Below are 19,751 nucleotides of genomic sequence, written 5' to 3' on the forward strand. Positions count from 1 at the left end.
TGCGCGGCGTGATGGCCACGATGCGGGGGCCGGACCCGGCGCCGGCGTCGCGAACGAAGTGGCCGCGGCCCTTCCACGAGTGGCCCTCGGTGCCGGAGGCCGGCCCTGGCGGGCGGATCTCCTCCACCGTCACGAGGTGTTCGCGCTCACGACGGCGATGCCGGGGCAGTTGCCCGGGCACGTCCCCGGGATCGGCGGCCTTCCCCTCCGCATCGAAGGGGCCGGGCGGCCGGCCAGGGCCCGGGGCGGCGGGCGCGGCTTCGAGGCGGCGGCGGTCGAGGGCTTCGGCGTGGCCACCCTCGACCGCCGCCCCTTCGGCTTCCTCGCCCCGCATCTCCACACACGGCTCGTCCTCGCGGCCGGCCGGGTCAGTGACCCTGAGCCGTACCGCGAGGACGAGGAGAACTGCTGAACACCGGTCCGGTCACACCCCGAGGGGCGCGGGGAACTGCGCGACCAGCCACGACGGCGCGTCAGAGGGCCGACGGCGCATCGCGGCCCGAGCCGCGCGGCGAACCGTCTAGAACTGCAGCGCCCAGGCGTCGATCCGCCCGGTGTCCAGGTTCGCGTTGTCACTCACGCGAAGCTTCCACGTGCCGTTGGCCGCCTCCGACGAGGCGTTCACCGAGTACGTGGTGTTGATGTTGTCCGAACTGCCGCCCGTGCCGTACGACTTCAGCGTGTACGCCGTACCGTCCGGGGCGATGAGCTGGACCTGGAGGTCGCCGATGTAGGTGTGCACGATGTGCACCTCGACGGCCAGGGCCGAGGGGGCGTTGCCGGAGACGCCGGAGACCGTCACCGGGGACTCGACGGTGGAGTTGTCGGCGATGGCGTAGTCGCCGGTGTTCTCGAAGCGCGGGCCGGGCGGGGTGGTCGTGCCGCCGCCGACGTACAGCAGCCGGTTGGGCGAGCCGGTGCCCGGGCTGGTGACGACGCCGGTGGTGGCGGCGGACGTCAGCGCCGAGGAGACCTGCGCCGGGGTGGACGAGGGGTTGGCGCCGAGGTAGATCGCCGCCGCGCCCGCTACGTGCGGGGTCGCCATCGACGTACCGGAGATGGTGTTGGTCGCCGAGTCGCCGGAGTTCCAGGCCGAGGTGATGGACGAACCCGGCGCGAACAGGTCGAGCACCGAGCCGTAGTTGGAGTAGCTCGCCTTGGCGTCGGTCGAGGTCGTCGCGCCGACCGTGATGGCCTCGGTGACGCGTGCGGGGGACCTGGTGGAGGCGTTGGTCGACTCGTTGCCGGCCGCGACGGCGAAGGTGACGCCGGAGGCGATGGCGTTGCGTACGGCCGTGTCGAGGGCGGTGTCGGCGCCGCCGCCGAGGGACATGTTGGCGACGGCCGGCTTGACCGCGTTCTGGGCGACCCAGTCGATGCCGGCGACGACCTGCGCGGTCGTACCGGAGCCGGAGTTGTTCAGCACCCGGACGCCGACGACCTTGGCCTTCTTGGCGACACCGTAGGCGTTGCCCGCGACCGTGCCGGCGACGTGCGTGCCGTGGCCGTTGCCGTCCTGGGCGGTGTTGTCGTTGTCGATGGCGTCGTAGCCGTAGGAGGCGCGGCCGCCGAAGTCGCTGTGGGTGATGCGCACGCCGGTGTCGATGACGTACGCGGTCACGCCCTGCCCGGCCGCGTCCGGGTAGGTGTAGGAGCTGTTCAGCGGCAGGTTCTTCTGGTCGATGCGGTCCAGGCCCCAGGAGGGCGGGTTGGTCTGGGTCGCGTCGATGCTGAACGTGCGGTTCTGCACGACGGAGGCGACCGCCGGGTCGGCGGCGAGCCGCTTCGCCTCGGTCGCGGAGGCCTCGATCGCGTAGCCGTTCAGGGCCTTCTTGTACGTCCGCTCGATGCCGGCGCCGTACCGCTCGACGAGGGCGCGTCCCGCTTGGGAGCCGGAGCGGGCGTGGTCGGCCCTGAGCGTCACGATGTAGCTGTCGGCGACGGCGTTGGCCGCCCCGGCGTACTGGACGCGGCCCTCGGGGGCGGCCGCCGCGGGGAGCGCGGAGACAAGGCTCGCGGCGAGCGCCGCGGTGGCCGTGAGGCTGAGGGCGGCGAGTCTTCGCCTGCTGTCTCTGCGGGAGTTACGCATCACTGCCATCTGAGGGGTCCTCCTCAATCGGTGGTGCGTCGGTGGGGGGAGCACGGGGCGAGAGGGAACGGAACCTGAATTTGGTCAGGAACATGTCAAATTCCCGTATCGCACCTGTGCACCAGCCGAAAGATTGAGGGCTCCACAGGAATTACACAAGGGCCCTGCACGGCGAACTCGACCGGCCCTCCGGATCGGTCGGGCCGTCCGGAGGGCGTTCACGGCCGACGGGTCACGGCCGCCGCCGCACCCGTCACTCGTCGAAGGCGGTCGCCCGGGCCCGCTTCTCCCAGGCCGCGACATCCGTGCGGACCTGGTCGAGATGGCCGAGGACCGCGTCCACTCCGTCGTCGCCCAACGGCAGCCGCAGCGGGGTGTGCTCGGACGTGAGGGCGGCGAGGATGAGGGCCGCCGCCTTCGCCGGGTCGCCGGGCTGAGTGCCGTCGCCGCCGGAGACGAAGCCGCGGGTCCGGCTCACCTTGGCGTACCGGCCGCTGTCCGTGCTGGTGCCGGCCCGCCCGGCCCTGAACAGCGAGGTCCGGAAGGAGCCCGGCTCGACGATCAGCACCTTGATGCCGAACTCGGCGACCTCGTCCGCGAGCCCCTCGGACAGGCCCTCCAGCGCGAACTTGGTGCCGCTGTACGCCGAGAAGCCCGCGAAGGACATCTGCCCGCCCATGCTGCTCATCTGCACGATCGCCCCCGACCTCCGCTCCCGCATGTGCGGCAGCACGGCCCGGGTGAGGGCGGCCGGTCCGAAGACATGCACCTCGAACAGCTCCCGCAGCTCCCGCTCGGTGGTCTCCTCGAAGGCGCCGACGTGGGTACGGCCCGCGTTGTTGACCAGGACGTCGATCCGGCCGTGCCGGGCGATCACATCCCGGACGGCGGCCTCGGCGGCCCCCGTGTCACCGACGTCCAGCCGCAGCGCCTCCACCTGATCGGGGTGGGCGGCCACGAGATCGTCCAGCCCCTCCGGGCGGCGTACCGCGCCCACCACGACATCGCCCTCGGCGAGGGCGGCTTCGGCGAGAGCACGGCCGAAACCGCTGCTCGCGCCCGTGATCAGCCACACCTTGTTCATGACAGCTCCTCGTCGCATCCGTTCGTCGGGGCTTGCACGGACCACCCTGCTTCCGGATGCGGTTGCCCGTCCAAGACCCATGCTGATAACCGATGGTTATGGCGATGGATGTTCATGTACGGGACCTGCGCTACTTCGTGGCGGTGGCCGAGGAGCTGCATTTCACCCGCGCGGCCGAACGGCTGTACGTCTCCCAGCCCGCGCTCAGCAAGCAGGTGCGCGCGCTGGAGCGGCAGCTCGGCGTGGAGCTGTTCCGCCGCGATCCGCAGGGCGTGACGCTCACCGCGGCGGGCGCGGCGCTGCTGCCGCACGCCCGGCGGGTGCTGGACGCCTGGTCGGAGGGGTCGGCGGCGCTGGAGGCCGCCCGGGCCGCCGCACGCGGCACGCTCGTCGTGGGCATGAGCACCAGTCCCGGCCGGGGCGGTCTGCTGCCCGCGATCCGCTCCCGGTTCACGGCCACCCACCCGGACATCGTCCTGCGGCTGCGTCAGGTGAGCTGGGAGGACCCCACCGCCGGACTGGCCGACGGCGACGCGGACATCGCCTTCGTCTGGCTGCCGCTGCCGGACGCCGGCCGCTACGGCTGGACGGTCGTCGCGGAGGAGCCCCGGCTGGTCGCCCTTCCGCAGACCCACCGCCTCGCCTCCCGCGCGGAGATCGACTTCACGGACCTGATGGACGAGCCGTTCCTCGCCCTGCCGGCCGGCGCGGGGCCGTTGCGTGACTACTGGCTGGCCCTGGAGGAACGGGGCGGGCGTGCGCCGCGCATCGGGGCGGAGATCGCGGGCACCGAGGAGACGTACGAGGCGCTGGTCGCGGGGCTGGGGGTGTGCCTGGTGGCCACGGGCAACGCTCCGCTGATCACCCTGGGCGGGGTGGTGACGCGCCCGGTGCGAGGGCTCGCGCCGAGCCGGTACGCGCTGGCGTGGCGACGGCAGGACGCCCGGCGGCCTCTCGTTCGGGCCTATGCGGAGGTGTGCCGGCGGGTGGCGGGCGGGTCGTGAGCCGTACGGCCGTACCCGGTACGGCGTTCTCGGGTCAGGCCCGTTCCGGCGCGGGTGCGGGCGTGGCCGGTGTCGTGCCCAGCCTGGCCTGCTCCTCCTCGACGATGCGGCGGGCCAGGGAGACGTCCGAGATGTCGACGGCGTCCGGGGTGGCCTCGGCGACCGCGCTGCGGCGGGCGTAGGCGTCGAACAGGCGGGACTTGTTCTCCAGCATCCGCACCAGCCGTTCGTCCACTCCGCCGGTGCTGAGCAGGCGGTGCACCTGGACCGAGCGGACCTGGCCCATGCGGTGGGCACGGGCGACCGCCTGGTGTTCGACGGTGGGCTTGAGCTGTGGCTCGCAGAGGATGACGACGGAGGCGGCCTGCATGTTGAGGCCCACACCACCGGCCTCGATCTGCGCGAGCAGGACGGCGTGGCCGGGCGCGGCGGCGAAGTCGTCCACGAGCTGCTGGCGGCGGGCGGGCGGCACGCTGCCGGAGATGGGGCCGAAGACCTGCCGCCGGTTCGCCGCCCGGTCACGGCCGGTCACACCTGCGCGCTCGTGCCGCCCGCCGCGTTCGTTCTGCCCGCCGGGCTTGTGCAGGTCGACGCGTCCGTCCGAGCCCTCGCGTCCGTCCGAGCCGACGCGCTCGTCCGGACCTTCGGGTCGGTCCGGACCTTCGGGTCGGTCCGGGCCGTCGGGTCGGTCCGGGCCGTCGGGTCGGTCCGGGCCGTCCTGTCCATCCGGGCCGTCCTGTCCATGCGGGCCCGGCCGTGGGGCTGTTGCCGGCTTCTGGGGTGCCTCGTCGGTGTCGGTCGCCTCCGCTGCCGGCACCGTGCCGTCGGCGAGGGCGTTCCGGGCGACTTGCAGGACGTCGCGGAAGGCCGAGAACACGACGACCTTGAGGCCGTTCTCGGCGGCCTCGGCGGCGATCTCGCGCAGCCTGTCCAGCTTCGCCGACCGATCCGGCCGGGCGTACGCCGCCCTGCGCATGGCCATGAAGTTGCCGGCGCGCACGGCCTCGCGGTACGCCTCCTCGTCCTGCGCGCTGGGCTCCTCCCACTCGTCCGTGTGCTGGAGCGCGGGGAGTTCGGTGAGGACGTCCTGCTGGTTGCGGCGCAGATAGACCGGGGCGACCGCCTTGCGGAACGCCTTGGAGCCCGCCACACCGTCGTGCTCGTCGACGCTCTCGGCCAGCTCGGGCTGGAGGATCCGCACCAGGCTCCGGAACTCCTCGACCCGGTTCTCCATGGGCGTACCGGTCAGGAACAGCACCCGGTCGCAGTGCTCCGCCCACTCGGAGACGGCCATGGCGCGGCGGGTCCGCGGGTTCTTCACGAAGTGCGCCTCGTCCACGACGAGCAGGCCCAGTTCGCCGCCGCCCGGCACCGGGAAGCCGCGCAGGGCGTCGAAGGTGGTGACCGCGACGCCGCCGCGCCCCTTCCAGTCGGCGAACGCCTCCTGCCGGTCGGGGCCGTGCAGCGGCGTCACGCGCAGGGCGCTGCGCTTCTCGATCTCCCGGGTCCAGTTGATGAGCACGCTGGCCGGGCAGACGACCAGGAAGTGGCTCTGGCCCTCCCCGGCGAGGTGCGCGAGCGCGGCGATGGCCTGGATCGTCTTGCCGAGTCCCATCTCGTCGCCGAGGATCACCCGGCGCTGGGCGAGCGCGAAGCGGGTGCCGAAGGACTGGTAGCCGCGCAGTGAGACGCGGCGGTGGGTGTCATCGAGCGTCTGGGTCCTGACCCGCTCGGCCACCTCGTCGGGCAGGAAGCCCTCCGCCGCCGCGGGATCGGGGGCGCGGCCCGAGAGTTCGGCGAGCAGGCCGTAGTACTCGGCGGAACGGAGCTCGAAGTCGACCAGGGCGGCCACCTCGGAATCCGGGTGACGCAGCAGGTCGACGGAGGCCTGCGCGAGCAGTCGCGGCACCTCGTCCCGGTCGGCCTGTTCGGTGAGGGCGCGGACCTCGGCCAGGGCCGTCAGCGCGCGTTCCCGGCCGGCCCGGCCCGCGAGCAGCATGCGCACCCGCCCGGACGTCGGCGCCGCGTCGGCCAGCGGCGGCCCGAGCCGCTCGGTGAGCGGGCCGGCGGTGTCGAGGGCGCGGCGTGCCTCGGGGCCCGCCTCCACCAGGACGTTGAGCGCGACGACCAGTGCGGTGGTGCGGGGCTCCGGCCGGTCCACGTCGATGTGGACGGCGACGGTCTCGCGCACGGCGTCGGCGATCCGCCGGGCGGCGGCAACCGTCTGGTCGGCCGTCTGCTGTCCGACGCCGGGCAGTTGGCGCAGCCGGTAGGAACCGGCGTCCAGGACCTGCCCGACCGTGCGGAACCCGCCCTTCTCCACCTCGCCGAGGCGCAGCCTGCCCTCGGTGAGGTCCTTCAGCCGGGCGACCGGGATGGCGTCGAGCTCGGTGCGGGCCAGGTCGTCATGGATCGGTTCCAGGGCGGCGCGGACGGCCTCGACGGCGCGCGCGTGGTCGTCGACGACGGCCTGCGCCGCCTCGAACAGCCGCCTGCCCCGGGCCACCGCCTCCCGCTCGCTCCGCCCCATCGCGCCCCGCCCCTCTCGCCCCTCTCACCGCGTCCCCGCATCCTGCCACCCCCGGTCCGACAGCCACCGCCGGGTGGTCGCCCCGGCCGCCACGACCGGTACGAGCCGCGTTCGCGATCCGTCCTGTGACCGCCTCCTTGTCCCTGGCCCCGGACGCGGGACACCGGACACGGTGTCGGCGCCGTCGGCGGCAGCCCCTTCGGCGCGTTCGGATCAGCAGTGAGCGATGAAACGGAAGGGGCCGGACTCACCCGAGTCCGGCCCCTTCCGGTCCGCATGGTCGGCGTACTTGCCGCGACGGCGGCAACGGGCCTGATCACACGTTGAAGCGGAACTCCACCACAACCCGTCTGACCTGCGGAAATGCAAAGTCATCCCAGCACCATCCCAGCACACCGGGCCCACGCGCAGTCCGGTCGTTTGCGCACTGGCCTTCTTGCCGGTGACGGGCTTCACCTTCGCTAGCAGGCTCACCCGACCAGCACGCCTTGCCTAGCGGTGGATCGTCGGTTACCGAAACCGGCGATCCACCGAAAGGCAGAAAGCGGACCAGTGGAAATCACACCCCCACGAGCCGGACCCGATCGCCGCACAGCTTGGCCATGTCGTCAATATCGGAAGTCAGCATGACCACGGGGCGGTGCTGTCGCAGCGCGGCCTCGGCGACGGCCGCATCGATCGCGTACTTGTGTCCGTGCAACCCGGCATTCATCAGCAACTTCGAGGCCGCCCTCGCCTCCTCGTCACCGACCGGGACGACCCGCAGCCCGGAAAGCACCCAGTTCAGGCGGGACTTGTTCGTACGGGCGTGGACGGCTTCGATGATGGTGAGCGCGCTGATCACGACCTCCATGCCGCGCGAGCGCGCCTCAGCGATCAGAGCCACCACCTGCTCGTCGTCGGCGAGCAGCTTCGAGAGCCCCTCACTGTCGAGGACCAGCGTCCCCTCGTGACTCAGCCTGCGGCGGGCCACTCGGCCTCCTCGGCGAACACCTCGTCGAAGACCTGCCGCGCACGCTGACGAGCCGGCTCGGAGACCGGCCCCTTGCGGCTCTCGTAGTCCGCCAGGTACTCGTCCAGGATCTGCCCGCGCAGCTCACGCTCGACCGCCTCGGCGATGAACGCGGAGAACTCCCGCTTGCCCACCCGAGCCCGGATCGCCTCCGCGGTCCCCTCCGGCAGCGACAGGCTCACCCGCGTCGCCGGGCCTTCCCCGATGCTGTACGTCGTCTCACCCATACCTCGAGTGTGTCAAACGAGTAGGAAAAGCGCCACGGATCGAATCTGCGGGGCCCGGAGTCGTGAAGAAGTCGTGCGGATGGAGCCCCACCCGCCCGCCTGTCGCATCGGGAGATCCCTGCCCGAAACCCAGCACGAGCTCCTCATCCCATCCCAGCACGATCCCAGCACGGTAGGGATGAGTAGAGGTGATGACAGGTGACGAGGGGTCAGCTATCCCAGCACCATCCCAGCACGGGAAAAGACGAAGGGCCCGACCCCGAAGAGTCGGACCCTATCTGACCTGCATGTTTGCCAGATCACCGACGTGGCGATATGCCGCCCGCTAGACGTTGAAGCGGAACTCCACCACGTCCCCGTCCTGCATGACGTAGTCCTTGCCCTCCATCCGCGCCTTCCCCTTGGCGCGGGCCTCGGCCACCGAGCCGGTTTCCACCAGGTCGGCGAAGGAGATGACCTCGGCCTTGATGAAGCCCTTCTGGAAGTCGGTGTGGATGACGCCGGCCGCCTCGGGGGCGGTGGCGCCCTTCTTGATCGTCCAGGCGCGGGACTCCTTGGGGCCGGCCGTCAGGTAGGTCTGCAGGCCGAGGGTGTCGAAGCCGACGCGGGCGAGGGTGGCGAGGCCGGGCTCCTCGGCGCCGACGGACTCCAGCAGCTCCATCGCGTCCGCCTCGTCCAGCTCCGCGAGGTCCGCCTCCAGCTTGGCGTTCAGGAAGATCGCCTCGGCGGGGGCGACCAGGGCGCGCTGCTCGTTCTTGAAGTCCTCGTCGACCAGCTCGTCCTCGTCGACGTTGAAGACGTAGAGGAACGGCTTGGTCGTCAGCAGGTGCAGGTCGTGCAGGAGCTCCTCGTTGCCGGAGCCCTGGACGATGCCCGCGGAGAACAGCGTGTCGCCCTTCTCCAGGATCTCCTTGGCCTCCTCGACGGCCTTCACCTTCGGCGCGATGTCCTTCTTGATCCGCGACTCCTTCTGGAGGCGGGGCAGGACCTTCTCGATGGTCTGGAGGTCCGCGAGGATCAGCTCGGTGTTGATCGTCTCGATGTCGTCCTTCGGCGAGACCTTGCCGTCGACGTGCACGACGTTCTCGTCCTTGAAGGCCCGGATGACCTGGCAGATCGCGTCGGACTCACGGATGTTCGCGAGGAACTTGTTGCCCAGGCCCTCGCCCTCGGAGGCGCCCCGCACGATGCCGGCGATGTCGACGAAGTCCACGGTCGCCGGGAGGACGCGCTGGGAGGAGAAGATCTCGGCCAGCTTGGTGAGACGCTCGTCGGGGACACCGACCACGCCGACGTTGGGCTCGATCGTGGCGAACGGGTAGTTGGCCGCCAGCACGTCGTTCTTGGTCAGGGCGTTGAACAGGGTCGACTTGCCGACATTCGGCAGACCGACGATTCCGATCGTGAGCGACACGTTGCGACTTCCCGTACGTGAGAGGACTTCTGGGGCGGGGCTGGGGCCCGGTCCTTCTTCGATCTTCGGTGCAGATGACGCGGATGCACGGGCCGATCCACCAGTCTACGGCGTGCCGGCCCCGGCCCCGGCGCCCCGTCGAACACCTGGCCAAGGTCCGCCCCCGGGCGTGTCCGATGGCCGATTCGCCGCCCGGATCGACCTAGGTTGGTGCTGTGGAGCAAGACAGGGCGCGACCCGCGGGCCACGCATCGCGAGGCGGGGCGGGAACGGGGTCGCGCGGGGTGAGGGCCGGTGCGCTCGAGAGCGGGGCCGGCTCGCGCCGGGCTATGGCGGTCATCCGCCGGACGGGGACAGTGTGGAGCGGGGCGAGAGTCGTACGAGGCACGGCGAGGGCCGATACCTGAGGGAGGGCGGCAGCATCGCACACGGCGGGGACGGCGGCGGGGACGGCTCCGGACGGTCGGACGGCCGGCCCGCCCGGGCCCCGAGGGCCACGGCCGCGGCCGACGACGCCAGAGCCGCCGCCAAGGCCGCCAGAGCCGCTCGGCTCGCGAAGATCCGGGCCTCCCGGAACGCCGCCTCCCTTCGGCCCGCCCGCTCCACCCGCCCCGGCCCGCAGCGCCGGCCACGGTCGGAGCAGAGCGCGGCAGCGGGTAGGCGTCCCGGGCCGGCTCCGGCGCCGCAGCCCGTGCGCCGGTTTCCCGACCCCCGGCTCACCGGACTGGGCAGCGGTCTGTTCTGCGCGGCCGCGATGCTGGTGCTGGGCTCTCTCGACTCACTGATGTTCGGGTCGCTGACGCTGTACAGCGTGCTGTTCCTGCCGGTGTGCGCGCTGACCGCCGTCTGGGTGCGCGAGGGCGATCTGCTGACCGCGCCGGTGGTCGTGCCGATCGCGTTCGCGGTGGGGCTGCTTCCGCTGGGCGAGGACGGCGGCGGGTTCGGCGGCCATCTGATGGGGCTGGTGAGTTCCCTCGCCACGGAGGCCGGGTGGCTGTACGGCGGGACGCTGATCGCCGGTCTCGTGGCGCTCGTCCGCAGAGTCCGCCTGATCGCCCGGCGGGCGGCGGCGCGCCGCCGGGCGAGTGCGGGCGGCGGCTAGCCTTCGCTCTCCGCCGCGTGCATCGCGGCGCCGACGATCCCGGCGTTGTTCTGGAGCTGGGCGGGCACGATCTCCGCCTTGATGCCCTCGATGTAGGGCAGGAACTTCTGGGCCTTGCGGCTCACCCCGCCGCCGATGATGAACAGCTCCGGCGAGAACAGCATCTCGACATGGGCGAGGTACTTCCGCACGCGGTGCGCCCAGTGCTCCCAGGAGAGCTCCTCGTCCTCCTTGGCCTTGCTGGAGGCGCGCTTCTCCGCGTCGTGGCCGTGGAGTTCGAGGTGGCCGAGCTCCGTGTTGGGCACCAGGCGGCCGTCGATGAACAGGGCGCTGCCGATGCCCGTGCCGAAGGTGAGCAGGATCACGGTGCCCTTGCGGCCGCGGCCCGCGCCGAAGTGCATCTCGGCGACGCCGGCCGCGTCCGCGTCGTTGACCACCGTCACCGGGTGGCCGCCGAGCCGGTCGCTGAACAGCGTGCGCGCGTCCGTGTCGATCCAGCTCTTGTCGACGTTGGCCGCCGTACGGATCGTGGAGCCGTCGGTGACCACGCCGGGGAAGGTGAGCCCGACCGGGCCCGTCCAGCCGTAGTGCTCGACGACCTGCTTCACGCCGTCGGCGACCCCGTCCGGTGTGGCCGGGTGCGGGGTGAGCACCTTGAAGCGCTCCTCCGCGAGTTCGCCCCTGTCCAGGTCCACCGGGGCGCCCTTGATCCCGGATCCACCGATGTCCAAGCCGAAGATCTGCATGGCCCTACGTTACGACGCGGGACCGACAGTCACTCCGCGGAGTCGCCGGAGCCCTTGCGCTCGGCGATCAGTGCCGCGGCCTCCTCGCGCAGGTCACGGCGCAGTTCCTTGGGCAGCGAGAAGGTGATCGACTCCTCTGCCGCCTTGACGAGCTCGACGTCTCCGTAACCGCGCTGGGAGAGCCACTCCAGGACCTCCTCGACGAGGACCTCGGGGACCGAGGCGCCGGAGGTGACGCCGACCGTGGTCACGCCCTCCAGCCAGGACTCGTCGATCTCGGCGGCGAAGTCCACGAGGTAGGCCTCGCGCGAGCCGGCGAGCTTGGCGACCTCGACGAGCCGCTTGGAGTTGGAGGAGTTGCGGGAGCCGACCACGATGACCAGCTCGGCCTCGGCGCCCATCTGCTTCACCGCGAGCTGACGGTTCTGCGTGGCGTAGCAGATGTCGTCGCTGGGCGGGGAGATGAGCTGCGGGAACTTCTCCTTGAGCGCGTCGACGGTCTCCATGGTCTCGTCGACGGAGAGGGTGGTCTGGGAGAGCCAGACGACCTTCGACTCGTCGCGGACCTCGACCTTGGCGACGTCGCCGGGGCCGTCGACGAGCTGGATGTGCTCGGGGGCCTCGCCGGACGTGCCGATGACCTCTTCGTGGCCCTCGTGCCCGATCAGGAGGATGTCGTAGTCGTCGTTGGCGAAGCGGACGGCTTCCTTGTGGACCTTGGTGACCAGCGGGCAGGTCGCGTCGATGGTGGCGAGCCGGCCGCGCTCGGCCTCCTGGTGGACGACGGGGGCCACGCCGTGCGCCGAGAACATCACGATGTTGCCCGGCGGCACCTCCTCCGTGCGCTCGACGAAGATGGCGCCCTTCTTCTCCAGGGTCTGCACGACGTACTTGTTGTGGACGATCTCGTGCCGGACGTACACCGGAGCGCCGTACTGCTCCAGGGCTTTCTCGACGGCGATCACGGCGCGGTCCACACCCGCGCAGTAGCCACGGGGGGCGGCGAGCAGGACACGGCGGCCAGGCGAAGCAGTCATGCGTCCCATCGTAAGGGTGCGTTCGGGGGCCCGGAGATCACGTGGGTGACGGGTTGACGAGGAGAACGGCACCGGGGTGTGAAGGGTGGGGAGCGGGGCGACGGGCGGGGCGGGCGTGTACGGCAGGTCGCGGACGGGCACCGCGGACCCTGCGCCGGACGACGGACGGCGCGGGTCCCGGACCGTCCGCACCCGGACCCGTCCGGCTGGTCGGCGTTGTCGGTGGCGGCCGTTACGCTCGCGGCATGGCTGTGAACACGACCCCGGAGTCCCCCCTGCCCGTCGGTGAGGTGTCGCGGCTCATCGGGGGGTGGATCGACCGGCTCGGGGCGGTGTGGGTCGAGGGGCAGATCACGCAGTTGTCGCGGCGGCCGGGAGCCGGCGTCGTGTTCCTGACGCTGCGCGACCCGTCGTACGACATCTCCGTGAGCGTGACCTGCTACCGGCAGGTGTTCGACGCGGTGGCCGACGTCGTGACCGAGGGCGCCCGGGTCGTCGTGCTCGCGAAGCCCGAGTGGTACGCCCCGCGCGGCCAGCTGTCCCTGCGCGCGACCGAGATGAAGCCGGTCGGCGTCGGTGAGCTGCTCGCCCGGCTGGAGATGCTGAAGAAGTCCCTGGCCGCCGAGGGGCTCTTCGCGCCGGAGCGGAAGAAGGCGCTCCCCTTCCTTCCCCAGCTGATCGGCCTGGTCTGCGGGCGGGCCTCCGCCGCCGAGCGGGACGTCCTGGAGAACGCCCGGCACCGCTGGCCCGCCGTCCGCTTCGAGGTGCGCAACGTCGCCGTGCAGGGCGTGCACGCCGTGCCGCAGGTCGTACAGGCGGTCAAGGAGCTCGACGACATCGACGACGTGGATGTGATCATCGTCGCCCGCGGCGGCGGCAGCGTCGAGGATCTGCTGCCCTTCTCCGACGAGCAGCTCGTGCGGGCCGTCGCCTCCTGCCGTACGCCGGTGGTGTCCGCCATCGGGCACGAGCCCGACAACCCCCTCCTCGACCATGTCGCCGACCTGCGCGCCTCGACCCCGACCGACGCCGCCAAGAAGGTCGTGCCGGACGTGGGCGAGGAGTACGAGCGCGTGCGGATGCTGCGCGACCGGGCACGGCGGTGTGTGGAGGGGTTCCTCGAGCGCGAGGAGCGCGGGCTCGCGCACGCCCTGGCGCGGCCGTCGATAGAGGATCCGCACCGGATGATCGACGAGCGGGCCGACCATGTGGCGTCCCTGCTCGACCGGAGCCGCCGCTGCCTGGGCCATCACCTCGACCGCGCCGCGTCCGAACTGACGCACACGCACGCGCGCGTGGTGGCCCTCTCCCCCGCCGCGACCCTGAAGCGGGGGTACGCCGTGCTCCAGCGGGCCGACGGGCATGTGGTCCGCGACCCCGGCGAGGTGACCGCGGACGAGGCGCTGCGGGCGCGGGTCGCCGAGGGCGAGTTCTCCGTACGGGTCGACGCTCATGTCGACGCACAGACCGATGCATAGGGTGGGCGCATGACCAGCAAGGTGGAAGAAGCGCTCGGGTACGAGCAGGCCCGGGACGAGCTGATCGAGGTCGTCCGGCGGCTGGAGGCGGGCGGCACGACGCTGGAGGAGTCCCTCGCGCTCTGGGAGCGGGGCGAGGAGCTGGCCAAGGTCTGCCGGCGCTGGCTGGACGGGGCGCGGGCGCGGCTGGACGCTGCCCTGGCCGAGGAGGCCGAGGCGGAGGCCGCGCAGGAGGGCGCCGGAGCCGAGTCCTAGGCCCGGCCGGCGGACCGGGCAACGGGGCCGCTGAGCGCCGTCACACCTGATCAGGCTGTGAAGCGGATCACCACGCCCCGCTTATTGTTGAACCTTGAACTTGTCTGGCGTACTGTCGTCATCGTAAGCGGGCCCCGGTCCGTTTACGCCCCACGACGCACGCACAACCAGAAGGTTCACGCATGTCTCTCGTTCTTGACCCCGCCGCCCAGGACCTGCTGTTCCGCGAGGCCCGCACCGCGAACACCTTCACCGACGAGCCGGTGACCGAGGAGCAGGTCCAGGCGATCTACGACCTGGTCAAGTACGGCCCGACCGCCTTCAACCAGACTCCGCTGCGCATCACCCTGGTCCGCTCGGCCGAGGCCCGTGAGCGCCTGGTGCAGCACATGTCCGAGGGCAACCAGGCCAAGACCGCGAGCGCCCCGCTGGTCGCGATCCTCTCCGCGGACAACGAGTTCCACGAGGAGCTGCCGACCCTGTTCCCGGCGTTCCCGCAGGCCAAGGACGTGTTCTTCAGCGAGCGCGCGGCCCGTGAGCACGCCGCCGGGATGAACGCCGCCCTCCAGGCCGCGTACTTCATCGTCGGCGTCCGCGCCGCGGGGCTCGCCGCCGGCCCGATGACCGGCTTCGACTTCGAGGGCGTCCGCAAGGAGTTCCTGGACGACGACCACACCCCGCTGATGGTCGTCAACATCGGCAGGCCGGGCGCCGACGCCTGGTACCCGCGCTCCCCGCGCCTGGCCTTCGAGCAGGTCGTCACCACCGTCTGAACCGACCGCGCATGACGAAGGGCCCCCGGCTTCCCGCCGGGGGCCCTTCGTCGTGCCTCGGGGTGTCACTCCGCCTTGAGCGCCTTCGCCATCTGCGTCAGCTGCTCGAAGGAGCCGGTGCCCGCCACGACGGTCGTCGCGCCCTTCTCCTGGTGCACGAGGGCGTCGTACCGGCCGCCGGTGTACCGCGTCCAGGTCCGCTCGCCGATCTTCTCGGTGACCTCGCTCGCCCGGCCGCCCTGGGTGGCCTTCTCCAGGAACGTGGCCGGCTTCTCGGCCGACTGCTCGACCTGGAGGTACTCCCCGCCGGACGTGTGGAAGCCGAGGTGCCAGGCGTCGAAGTCGTCGCCCTTGAAGCGCACCGAGGTCGCCTTCCAACCGTCGGGCAGGCCCTCGGGCGCGGCCACCGGGTAGGACGCCGCGCGCCGGGCCGTCAGCAGCTCGACGCGGTAGTCGATCCTCGGAAGGTCGGGAGCGCTGTCGTCACGGGGGACGAAGAGATAGATGACTCCTGCCGCGAGCACGGTCACTCCGAGCGAGAGCACCATGTTGCGGACCGACTTCTGCTTACCGTTCGAACCTGCCACGCCCCCTATCGTCGCAGGTGCCTCCCCTGCTCATCCGTGGGGCCCCCTGCTCATTCTGCGCGCCCGAGGATAGAGTCAGGGCCGAAACCCTCATCCGGCCGTCGTCGTATCAGAAAGGTGCGCCTCGATGACCGAGAATCATCATCATCTGCCGTCCGAGCTCGAAGTACCGAGTGAAGCCCCCGACCGCAACCTCGCCCTGGAGCTGGTCCGTGTGACCGAGGCGGCGGCGATGGCCGCCGGCCGCTGGGTGGGGCGCGGCGACAAGAACGGCGCCGACGGCGCCGCGGTGCGCGCCATGCGGACCCTCGTCCACACCGTGTCGATGAACGGCGTCGTCGTCATCGGTGAGGGCGAGAAGGACGAGGCACCGATGCTCTTCAACGGAGAGCGGGTCGGCGACGGGACCGGACCGGAGTGCGACATCGCGGTCGACCCGATCGACGGCACCACGCTGACCGCGAAGGGCATGCCGAACGCGATCTCGGTGCTGGCCGCGGCCGACCGTGGCTCCATGTTCGACCCGTCCGCCGTGTTCTACATGGACAAGCTGGTCACCGGCCCCGAGGCGGCCGACTTCGTCGACATCGACGCGCCCGTGGCCGTGAACATCCGCCGGGTCGCGAAGGCGAAGCGGTCCACGCCCGAGGACGTCACCGTCGTCATCCTGGACCGGCCCCGGCACGAGGGCATCATCAAGGAGATCCGGGACGCCGGAGCGCGCATCAAGCTGATCTCCGACGGCGATGTCGCCGGGTCGATCTACGCGCTGCGCGAGGGCACCGGCGTCGACATGCTGCTGGGCATCGGCGGTACGCCCGAGGGGATCATCTCCGCCTGTGCCGTGAAGTGCCTCGGCGGCACCATCCAGGGCAAGCTCTGGCCGAAGGACGACGAGGAGCGGCAGCGGGCGCTCGACGCCGGGCACGACCTGGACCGGGTCCTGATGACCGACGACCTGGTGGCCGGGGAGAACGTCTTCTTCGTCGCGACCGGCATCACCGACGGGGAACTGCTGCGCGGCGTGCGCTACCGCTCGGAGAACGCCACCACCGACTCGATCGTGATGCGGTCGAAGTCGGGGACGGTGCGGCGGATCGACTCCGAGCACCGGCTGAGCAAGCTGCGGGCCTACAGCGCGATCGACTTCGACAGGGCGAAGTGAAGTAGCGCCTGGTAGACCGGAACTGCGGCTCGTCGGCGACCGCGAGTCGACTGTGGTTGCTCGCGCAGTTCCCCGCGCCCCTCAAGGGCGTTGGGCGCCCCCGGTGCGGAGGGGGCGCCCTTTCTTCTGCCTGCCGCTCAGCCCGCCTGTGCTATCCGGTTCGTCGCCCGCGCCGCCTTCTTCAGCTCCATGTCGCGGCGGCGGCGCCTGGCCAGGACCACTCGGCGCTCCGCCGCGGTCAGGCCGCCCCAGACGCCGTACGGCTCGGGCTGCAGAAGGGCGTGTTCACGGCACTCGACCATGACGGGACAGCGGGCGCAGACCCGCTTGGCGGCCTCCTCACGGGAGAGACGGGCCGCGGTGGGCTCCTTGGAGGGGGCGAAGAACAGGCCTGCCTCGTCGCGGCGGCACACGGCCTCCGTATGCCACGGGGCGTCTTGATCCCTGTCTCGCGCTGGCACCCGCTGGGCCGGAACGGCAGCTACCTGCAGGGACGAATGCGGCGGTTGCAGCACGGTCTACTCCTGACGACGGCTTCGCGAGCGAGAGACGATGCAGCAAGGTCTACCCGCTGTGCGCGCGCCTATGCAGTGAGTTCCGAACCGCTGGATTTCGGGTGGTCCCGGGGGAGGACGCGCGGCCGCGCACCGGCCGCCCAGCCGGAGTCGGGCGGTCCGATTCACAACCGTCAATGGTTCAGATGCTTGCGCAAACTCTTGTCGACCTTGCGCTGCACGCGATCGAGAATGTCCGCGACGAGCTTGCCCCGTTTCGGCCTGCCTTCGATGTTGCCCAGCACGGCCCAGCCGTCGACATGCACGACCGGCGCCTCGGGGTCCTCCGCGTCGAGGTGGTCCACCTCGAAGTTGCCGAGGACGCCGCCGCCGGCACCGCGCAGCGAGACGTTCTCGGGGACGCGGACCTCGACATTGCCGAAGACCGAGACCGCCCGGATCATCACGTACTGGTACTGGAAGAGCGCCTCGCTGAGGTCGATCTCCACGCTGCCGAAGATCGCGTAGGCGTGGATCCGGCGGCCCGCGCGCCAGCGGCCCTTGCGGACGGCGCTGCTGAAGACCGCGACCACGTGGTCGTCGGGGTCGGGCGGGATGGCGCCCGGGGCGGGGCGGCTGGGGGCGGGGACGTAGGGATCGCGGCGCCGCTGTGCGGCGGGCAGGTCCCGGATGAACACCTCCAGTTCACCGACCGTCTTGGCGGCCAGGGCACCCTCGACCCGCTCGGCGTGCTCGTCGGCGGTGAGGCGCCCTTCGGCCAGGGCCTCACGCAGGATGTCGGCGATCCGGTCACGATCGGCGTCGGAGGCCCGGAGCTCGGTGGCGGCAGCGGGTGCGGTGCGCTTCTCAAGGTCCACGGCAGCAGCGTACCCAAACACGATAGATCGCGATACCCCCCGGAGCGTCGTGCCGGCGGTCGAACTGAGCCTTACCTCACAAGCTCGCCGCCGACAGCAGGTTCTACGCTGGTGGACGCTGCCAATGGAGGCCAGCCGCTGTCTGTCGAGTGAGGAATGGGCGAGATGCCTGAGTTCGCGTACACCGATCTGCTCCCCATGGGAGAGGACACCACCCCCTACCGGCTGGTGACCTCCGAGGGTGTCTCCACCTTCGAGGCCGACGGGCGGACGTTCCTCAAGGTGGAGCCGGAGGCGCTGCGCAAGCTGGCCGAGGAGGCCATCCACGACATCCAGCACTACCTCCGCCCGGCCCACCTGGCCCAGCTGCGCCGGATCATCGACGACCCCGAGGCCTCCAGCAACGACAAGTTCGTCGCGCTGGACCTGCTGAAGAACGCGAACATCGCGGCGGCGGGCGTCCTGCCGATGTGCCAGGACACCGGCACGGCGATCGTGATGGGCAAGCGCGGACAGAACGTGCTGACCGAGGGCGGCGACGAGGAGGCCCTCTCGCGCGGCATCTACGACGCCTACCTGAACCTCAACCTGCGGTACTCGCAGATGGCTCCGCTCACCATGTGGGAGGAGAAGAACACCGGCTCCAACCTCCCGGCGCAGATCGAGCTGTACGCCACCGACGGCGGCGCCTACAAGTTCCTGTTCATGGCGAAGGGCGGCGGCTCCGCCAACAAGTCCTTCCTCTACCAGGAGACCAAGGCCGTCCTGAACGAGTCCTCCATGATGAAGTTCCTGGAGGAGAAGATCCGCTCGCTCGGTACGGCCGCCTGCCCGCCGTACCACCTGGCGATCGTCGTCGGCGGCACCTCGGCCGAGTACGCGCTGAAGACCGCCAAGTACGCCTCCGCGCACTACCTGGACGAGATCCCGGCCGAGGGCTCGCCCCTCGGGCACGGCTTCCGCGACAAGGAGCTGGAGGAGAAGGTCTTCGAGCTGACGCAGAAGATCGGCATCGGCGCGCAGTTCGGCGGCAAGTACTTCTGCCACGACGTGCGCGTGGTGCGGCTGCCGCGGCACGGCGCCTCCTGCCCGGTCGCCATCGCCGTCTCCTGCTCCGCCGACCGCCAGGCCGTCGCGAAGATCACCGCCGAGGGCGTCTTCCTGGAGCAGCTGGAGACGGACCCCGCGCGGTTCCTGCCGGAGACCACGGACGAGACCCTCAGCGAGGGGGCGCAGGACGGCGACGTCGTCAAGATCGACCTGAACCAGCCGATGGACGACATCCTCGCCGAGCTGACCAAGTACCCGGTCAAGACCCGGCTTTCGCTCACCGGCCCGCTGGTCGTGGCCCGTGACATCGCGCACGCCAAGATCAAGGAGCGCCTGGACGCGGGCGAGGACATGCCGCAGTACCTGAAGGACCACCCGGTGTACTACGCCGGGCCCGCGAAGACCCCCGAGGGCTACGCGTCCGGTTCCTTCGGTCCGACCACGGCCGGCCGCATGGACTCCTACGTCGAGCAGTTCCAGGCCGCGGGCGGCTCCAAGGTCATGCTCGCCAAGGGCAACCGCAGCAAGCAGGTCACCGACGCCTGCGACAGCCACGGCGGCTTCTACCTCGGCTCCATCGGCGGCCCCGCCGCCCGCCTCGCCCAGGACTGCATCAAGAAGGTCGAGGTCGTCGAGTACGAGGAACTCGGCATGGAGGCCGTCTGGAAGATCGAGGTCGAGGACTTCCCGGCGTTCATCGTCGTCGACGACAAGGGCAACGACTTCTTCCAGGACCCGGCGCCCGCGCCGACGTTCACCAGCATCCCGGTGCGGGGCCCCGGCCTGGCGTAAGCCTCCCGGACCTTGCGCCGATCGCGCGATCGGC

At 71.1% G+C, this 19,751-nt stretch carries 19 protein-coding genes; 8 read left to right on the forward strand and 11 right to left on the reverse strand.

Annotated features, from left to right (window positions below):
- The first annotated feature begins 136 nt into the window (after positions 1-136).
- Complete coding sequence (locus ACGFW6_RS39710; RefSeq protein WP_393521279.1) at positions 137-412, forward strand: hypothetical protein; 276 nt, start codon at positions 137-139, stop codon at positions 410-412.
- A 108-nt stretch (positions 413-520) separates the two neighbouring features.
- Here ACGFW6_RS39710 and ACGFW6_RS39715 read toward each other — a convergent pair whose 3' ends face one another.
- Both ACGFW6_RS39715 and ACGFW6_RS39720 read right to left on the reverse strand, forming a co-directional pair.
- The gene (locus ACGFW6_RS39715; protein WP_393521281.1) at positions 521-2,098 is read right to left on the reverse strand and encodes a S8 family peptidase; all 1,578 of its coding nucleotides are present in this window, start codon (positions 2,096-2,098) and stop codon (positions 521-523) included.
- A gap of 244 nt (positions 2,099-2,342) precedes the next feature.
- Complete coding sequence (locus ACGFW6_RS39720) at positions 2,343-3,173, reverse strand: oxidoreductase (protein ID WP_393521283.1); 831 nt, start codon at positions 3,171-3,173, stop codon at positions 2,343-2,345.
- A 98-nt stretch (positions 3,174-3,271) separates the two neighbouring features.
- Here ACGFW6_RS39720 and ACGFW6_RS39725 point away from each other — a divergent pair, with 98 nt between their 5' ends.
- Entirely contained in the window at positions 3,272-4,177 is a 906-nt protein-coding gene (locus ACGFW6_RS39725) for a LysR family transcriptional regulator (RefSeq protein WP_393521285.1), read from the forward strand.
- A 34-nt stretch (positions 4,178-4,211) separates the two neighbouring features.
- Here ACGFW6_RS39725 and ACGFW6_RS39730 read toward each other — a convergent pair whose 3' ends face one another.
- The 4 genes from ACGFW6_RS39730 to ychF all read right to left on the reverse strand — a co-directional run bounded on the left by ACGFW6_RS39730 (position 4,212) and on the right by ychF (position 9,360).
- A complete protein-coding gene (locus tag ACGFW6_RS39730; protein ID WP_393521287.1) occupies positions 4,212-6,707 on the reverse strand; it encodes an SNF2-related protein in 2,496 nt (831 codons plus the stop codon).
- Positions 6,708-7,266: 559 nt separating this feature from the next.
- Positions 7,267-7,680 carry a DNA-binding protein gene (locus ACGFW6_RS39735; protein WP_393521289.1) on the reverse strand — a complete coding sequence of 138 codons (414 nt, stop codon included), beginning with the start codon at positions 7,678-7,680 and terminating at the stop codon, positions 7,267-7,269.
- Positions 7,662-7,946, reverse strand: coding sequence for a hypothetical protein (locus tag ACGFW6_RS39740; protein ID WP_393521291.1), 285 nt, complete (start codon positions 7,944-7,946; stop codon positions 7,662-7,664). The genes ACGFW6_RS39735 and ACGFW6_RS39740 overlap by 19 nt, the downstream gene beginning before the upstream one ends.
- A gap of 325 nt (positions 7,947-8,271) precedes the next feature.
- The gene (ychF, locus tag ACGFW6_RS39745) at positions 8,272-9,360 is read right to left on the reverse strand and encodes a redox-regulated ATPase YchF (RefSeq protein WP_393521293.1); all 1,089 of its coding nucleotides are present in this window, start codon (positions 9,358-9,360) and stop codon (positions 8,272-8,274) included.
- A gap of 691 nt (positions 9,361-10,051) precedes the next feature.
- Between ychF and ACGFW6_RS39750 the strand changes: the two genes are divergently transcribed.
- Complete coding sequence (locus ACGFW6_RS39750; protein WP_393521295.1) at positions 10,052-10,462, forward strand: DUF6542 domain-containing protein; 411 nt, start codon at positions 10,052-10,054, stop codon at positions 10,460-10,462.
- Here the strand turns inward: ACGFW6_RS39750 and ppgK are convergent.
- Positions 10,459-11,208 (reverse strand): polyphosphate--glucose phosphotransferase, encoded by a 750-nt coding sequence (gene ppgK, locus ACGFW6_RS39755; RefSeq protein WP_393521297.1) that lies wholly within the window; start codon positions 11,206-11,208, stop codon positions 10,459-10,461. The two genes, ACGFW6_RS39750 and ppgK, sit on opposite strands and share 4 nt — an antisense overlap.
- Positions 11,209-11,237: 29 nt before the next feature.
- Positions 11,238-12,254, reverse strand: a complete 1,017-nt coding sequence (locus tag ACGFW6_RS39760; protein WP_393521299.1) for a 4-hydroxy-3-methylbut-2-enyl diphosphate reductase — start codon at positions 12,252-12,254, stop codon at positions 11,238-11,240.
- Between the two features lie 236 nt (positions 12,255-12,490).
- Here ACGFW6_RS39760 and xseA point away from each other — a divergent pair, with 236 nt between their 5' ends.
- From xseA to ACGFW6_RS39775, 3 genes are all read left to right on the forward strand, one after another.
- Positions 12,491-13,723 carry an exodeoxyribonuclease VII large subunit gene (xseA, locus tag ACGFW6_RS39765; protein ID WP_393521301.1) on the forward strand — a complete coding sequence of 411 codons (1,233 nt, stop codon included), beginning with the start codon at positions 12,491-12,493 and terminating at the stop codon, positions 13,721-13,723.
- 9 nt (positions 13,724-13,732) lie between these two features.
- The gene (locus ACGFW6_RS39770) at positions 13,733-13,978 is read left to right on the forward strand and encodes an exodeoxyribonuclease VII small subunit (RefSeq protein WP_393521303.1); all 246 of its coding nucleotides are present in this window, start codon (positions 13,733-13,735) and stop codon (positions 13,976-13,978) included.
- A 182-nt stretch (positions 13,979-14,160) separates the two neighbouring features.
- Positions 14,161-14,751, forward strand: coding sequence for a malonic semialdehyde reductase (locus ACGFW6_RS39775; protein ID WP_393521305.1), 591 nt, complete (start codon positions 14,161-14,163; stop codon positions 14,749-14,751).
- A 65-nt stretch (positions 14,752-14,816) separates the two neighbouring features.
- Here the strand turns inward: ACGFW6_RS39775 and ACGFW6_RS39780 are convergent, their stop codons facing one another.
- Positions 14,817-15,338 carry a DUF4245 domain-containing protein gene (locus ACGFW6_RS39780; protein ID WP_393521307.1) on the reverse strand — a complete coding sequence of 174 codons (522 nt, stop codon included), beginning with the start codon at positions 15,336-15,338 and terminating at the stop codon, positions 14,817-14,819.
- Between the two features lie 127 nt (positions 15,339-15,465).
- Here ACGFW6_RS39780 and glpX point away from each other — a divergent pair, with 127 nt between their 5' ends.
- Positions 15,466-16,503, forward strand: a complete 1,038-nt coding sequence (gene glpX, locus ACGFW6_RS39785; RefSeq protein ID WP_393521309.1) for a class II fructose-bisphosphatase — start codon at positions 15,466-15,468, stop codon at positions 16,501-16,503.
- 137 nt (positions 16,504-16,640) lie between these two features.
- On the opposite strand, the gene ACGFW6_RS39790 is transcribed toward glpX, so the two are convergent.
- The gene (locus ACGFW6_RS39790) at positions 16,641-17,018 is read right to left on the reverse strand and encodes a WhiB family transcriptional regulator (protein WP_393521311.1); all 378 of its coding nucleotides are present in this window, start codon (positions 17,016-17,018) and stop codon (positions 16,641-16,643) included.
- A gap of 173 nt (positions 17,019-17,191) precedes the next feature.
- Entirely contained in the window at positions 17,192-17,875 is a 684-nt protein-coding gene (locus ACGFW6_RS39795; protein ID WP_393521313.1) for a DUF1707 domain-containing protein, read from the reverse strand.
- 165 nt (positions 17,876-18,040) lie between these two features.
- Between ACGFW6_RS39795 and ACGFW6_RS39800 the strand changes: the two genes are divergently transcribed.
- Positions 18,041-19,717: a fumarate hydratase gene (locus ACGFW6_RS39800; protein WP_393521315.1), complete on the forward strand. Its 1,677-nt coding sequence runs from the start codon at positions 18,041-18,043 to the stop codon at positions 19,715-19,717.
- Positions 19,718-19,751: the final 34 nt, after the last annotated feature.

Source organism: Streptomyces sp. Y7, assembly GCF_043195415.1.
Lineage (GTDB): Bacteria > Actinomycetota > Actinomycetes > Streptomycetales > Streptomycetaceae > Streptomyces.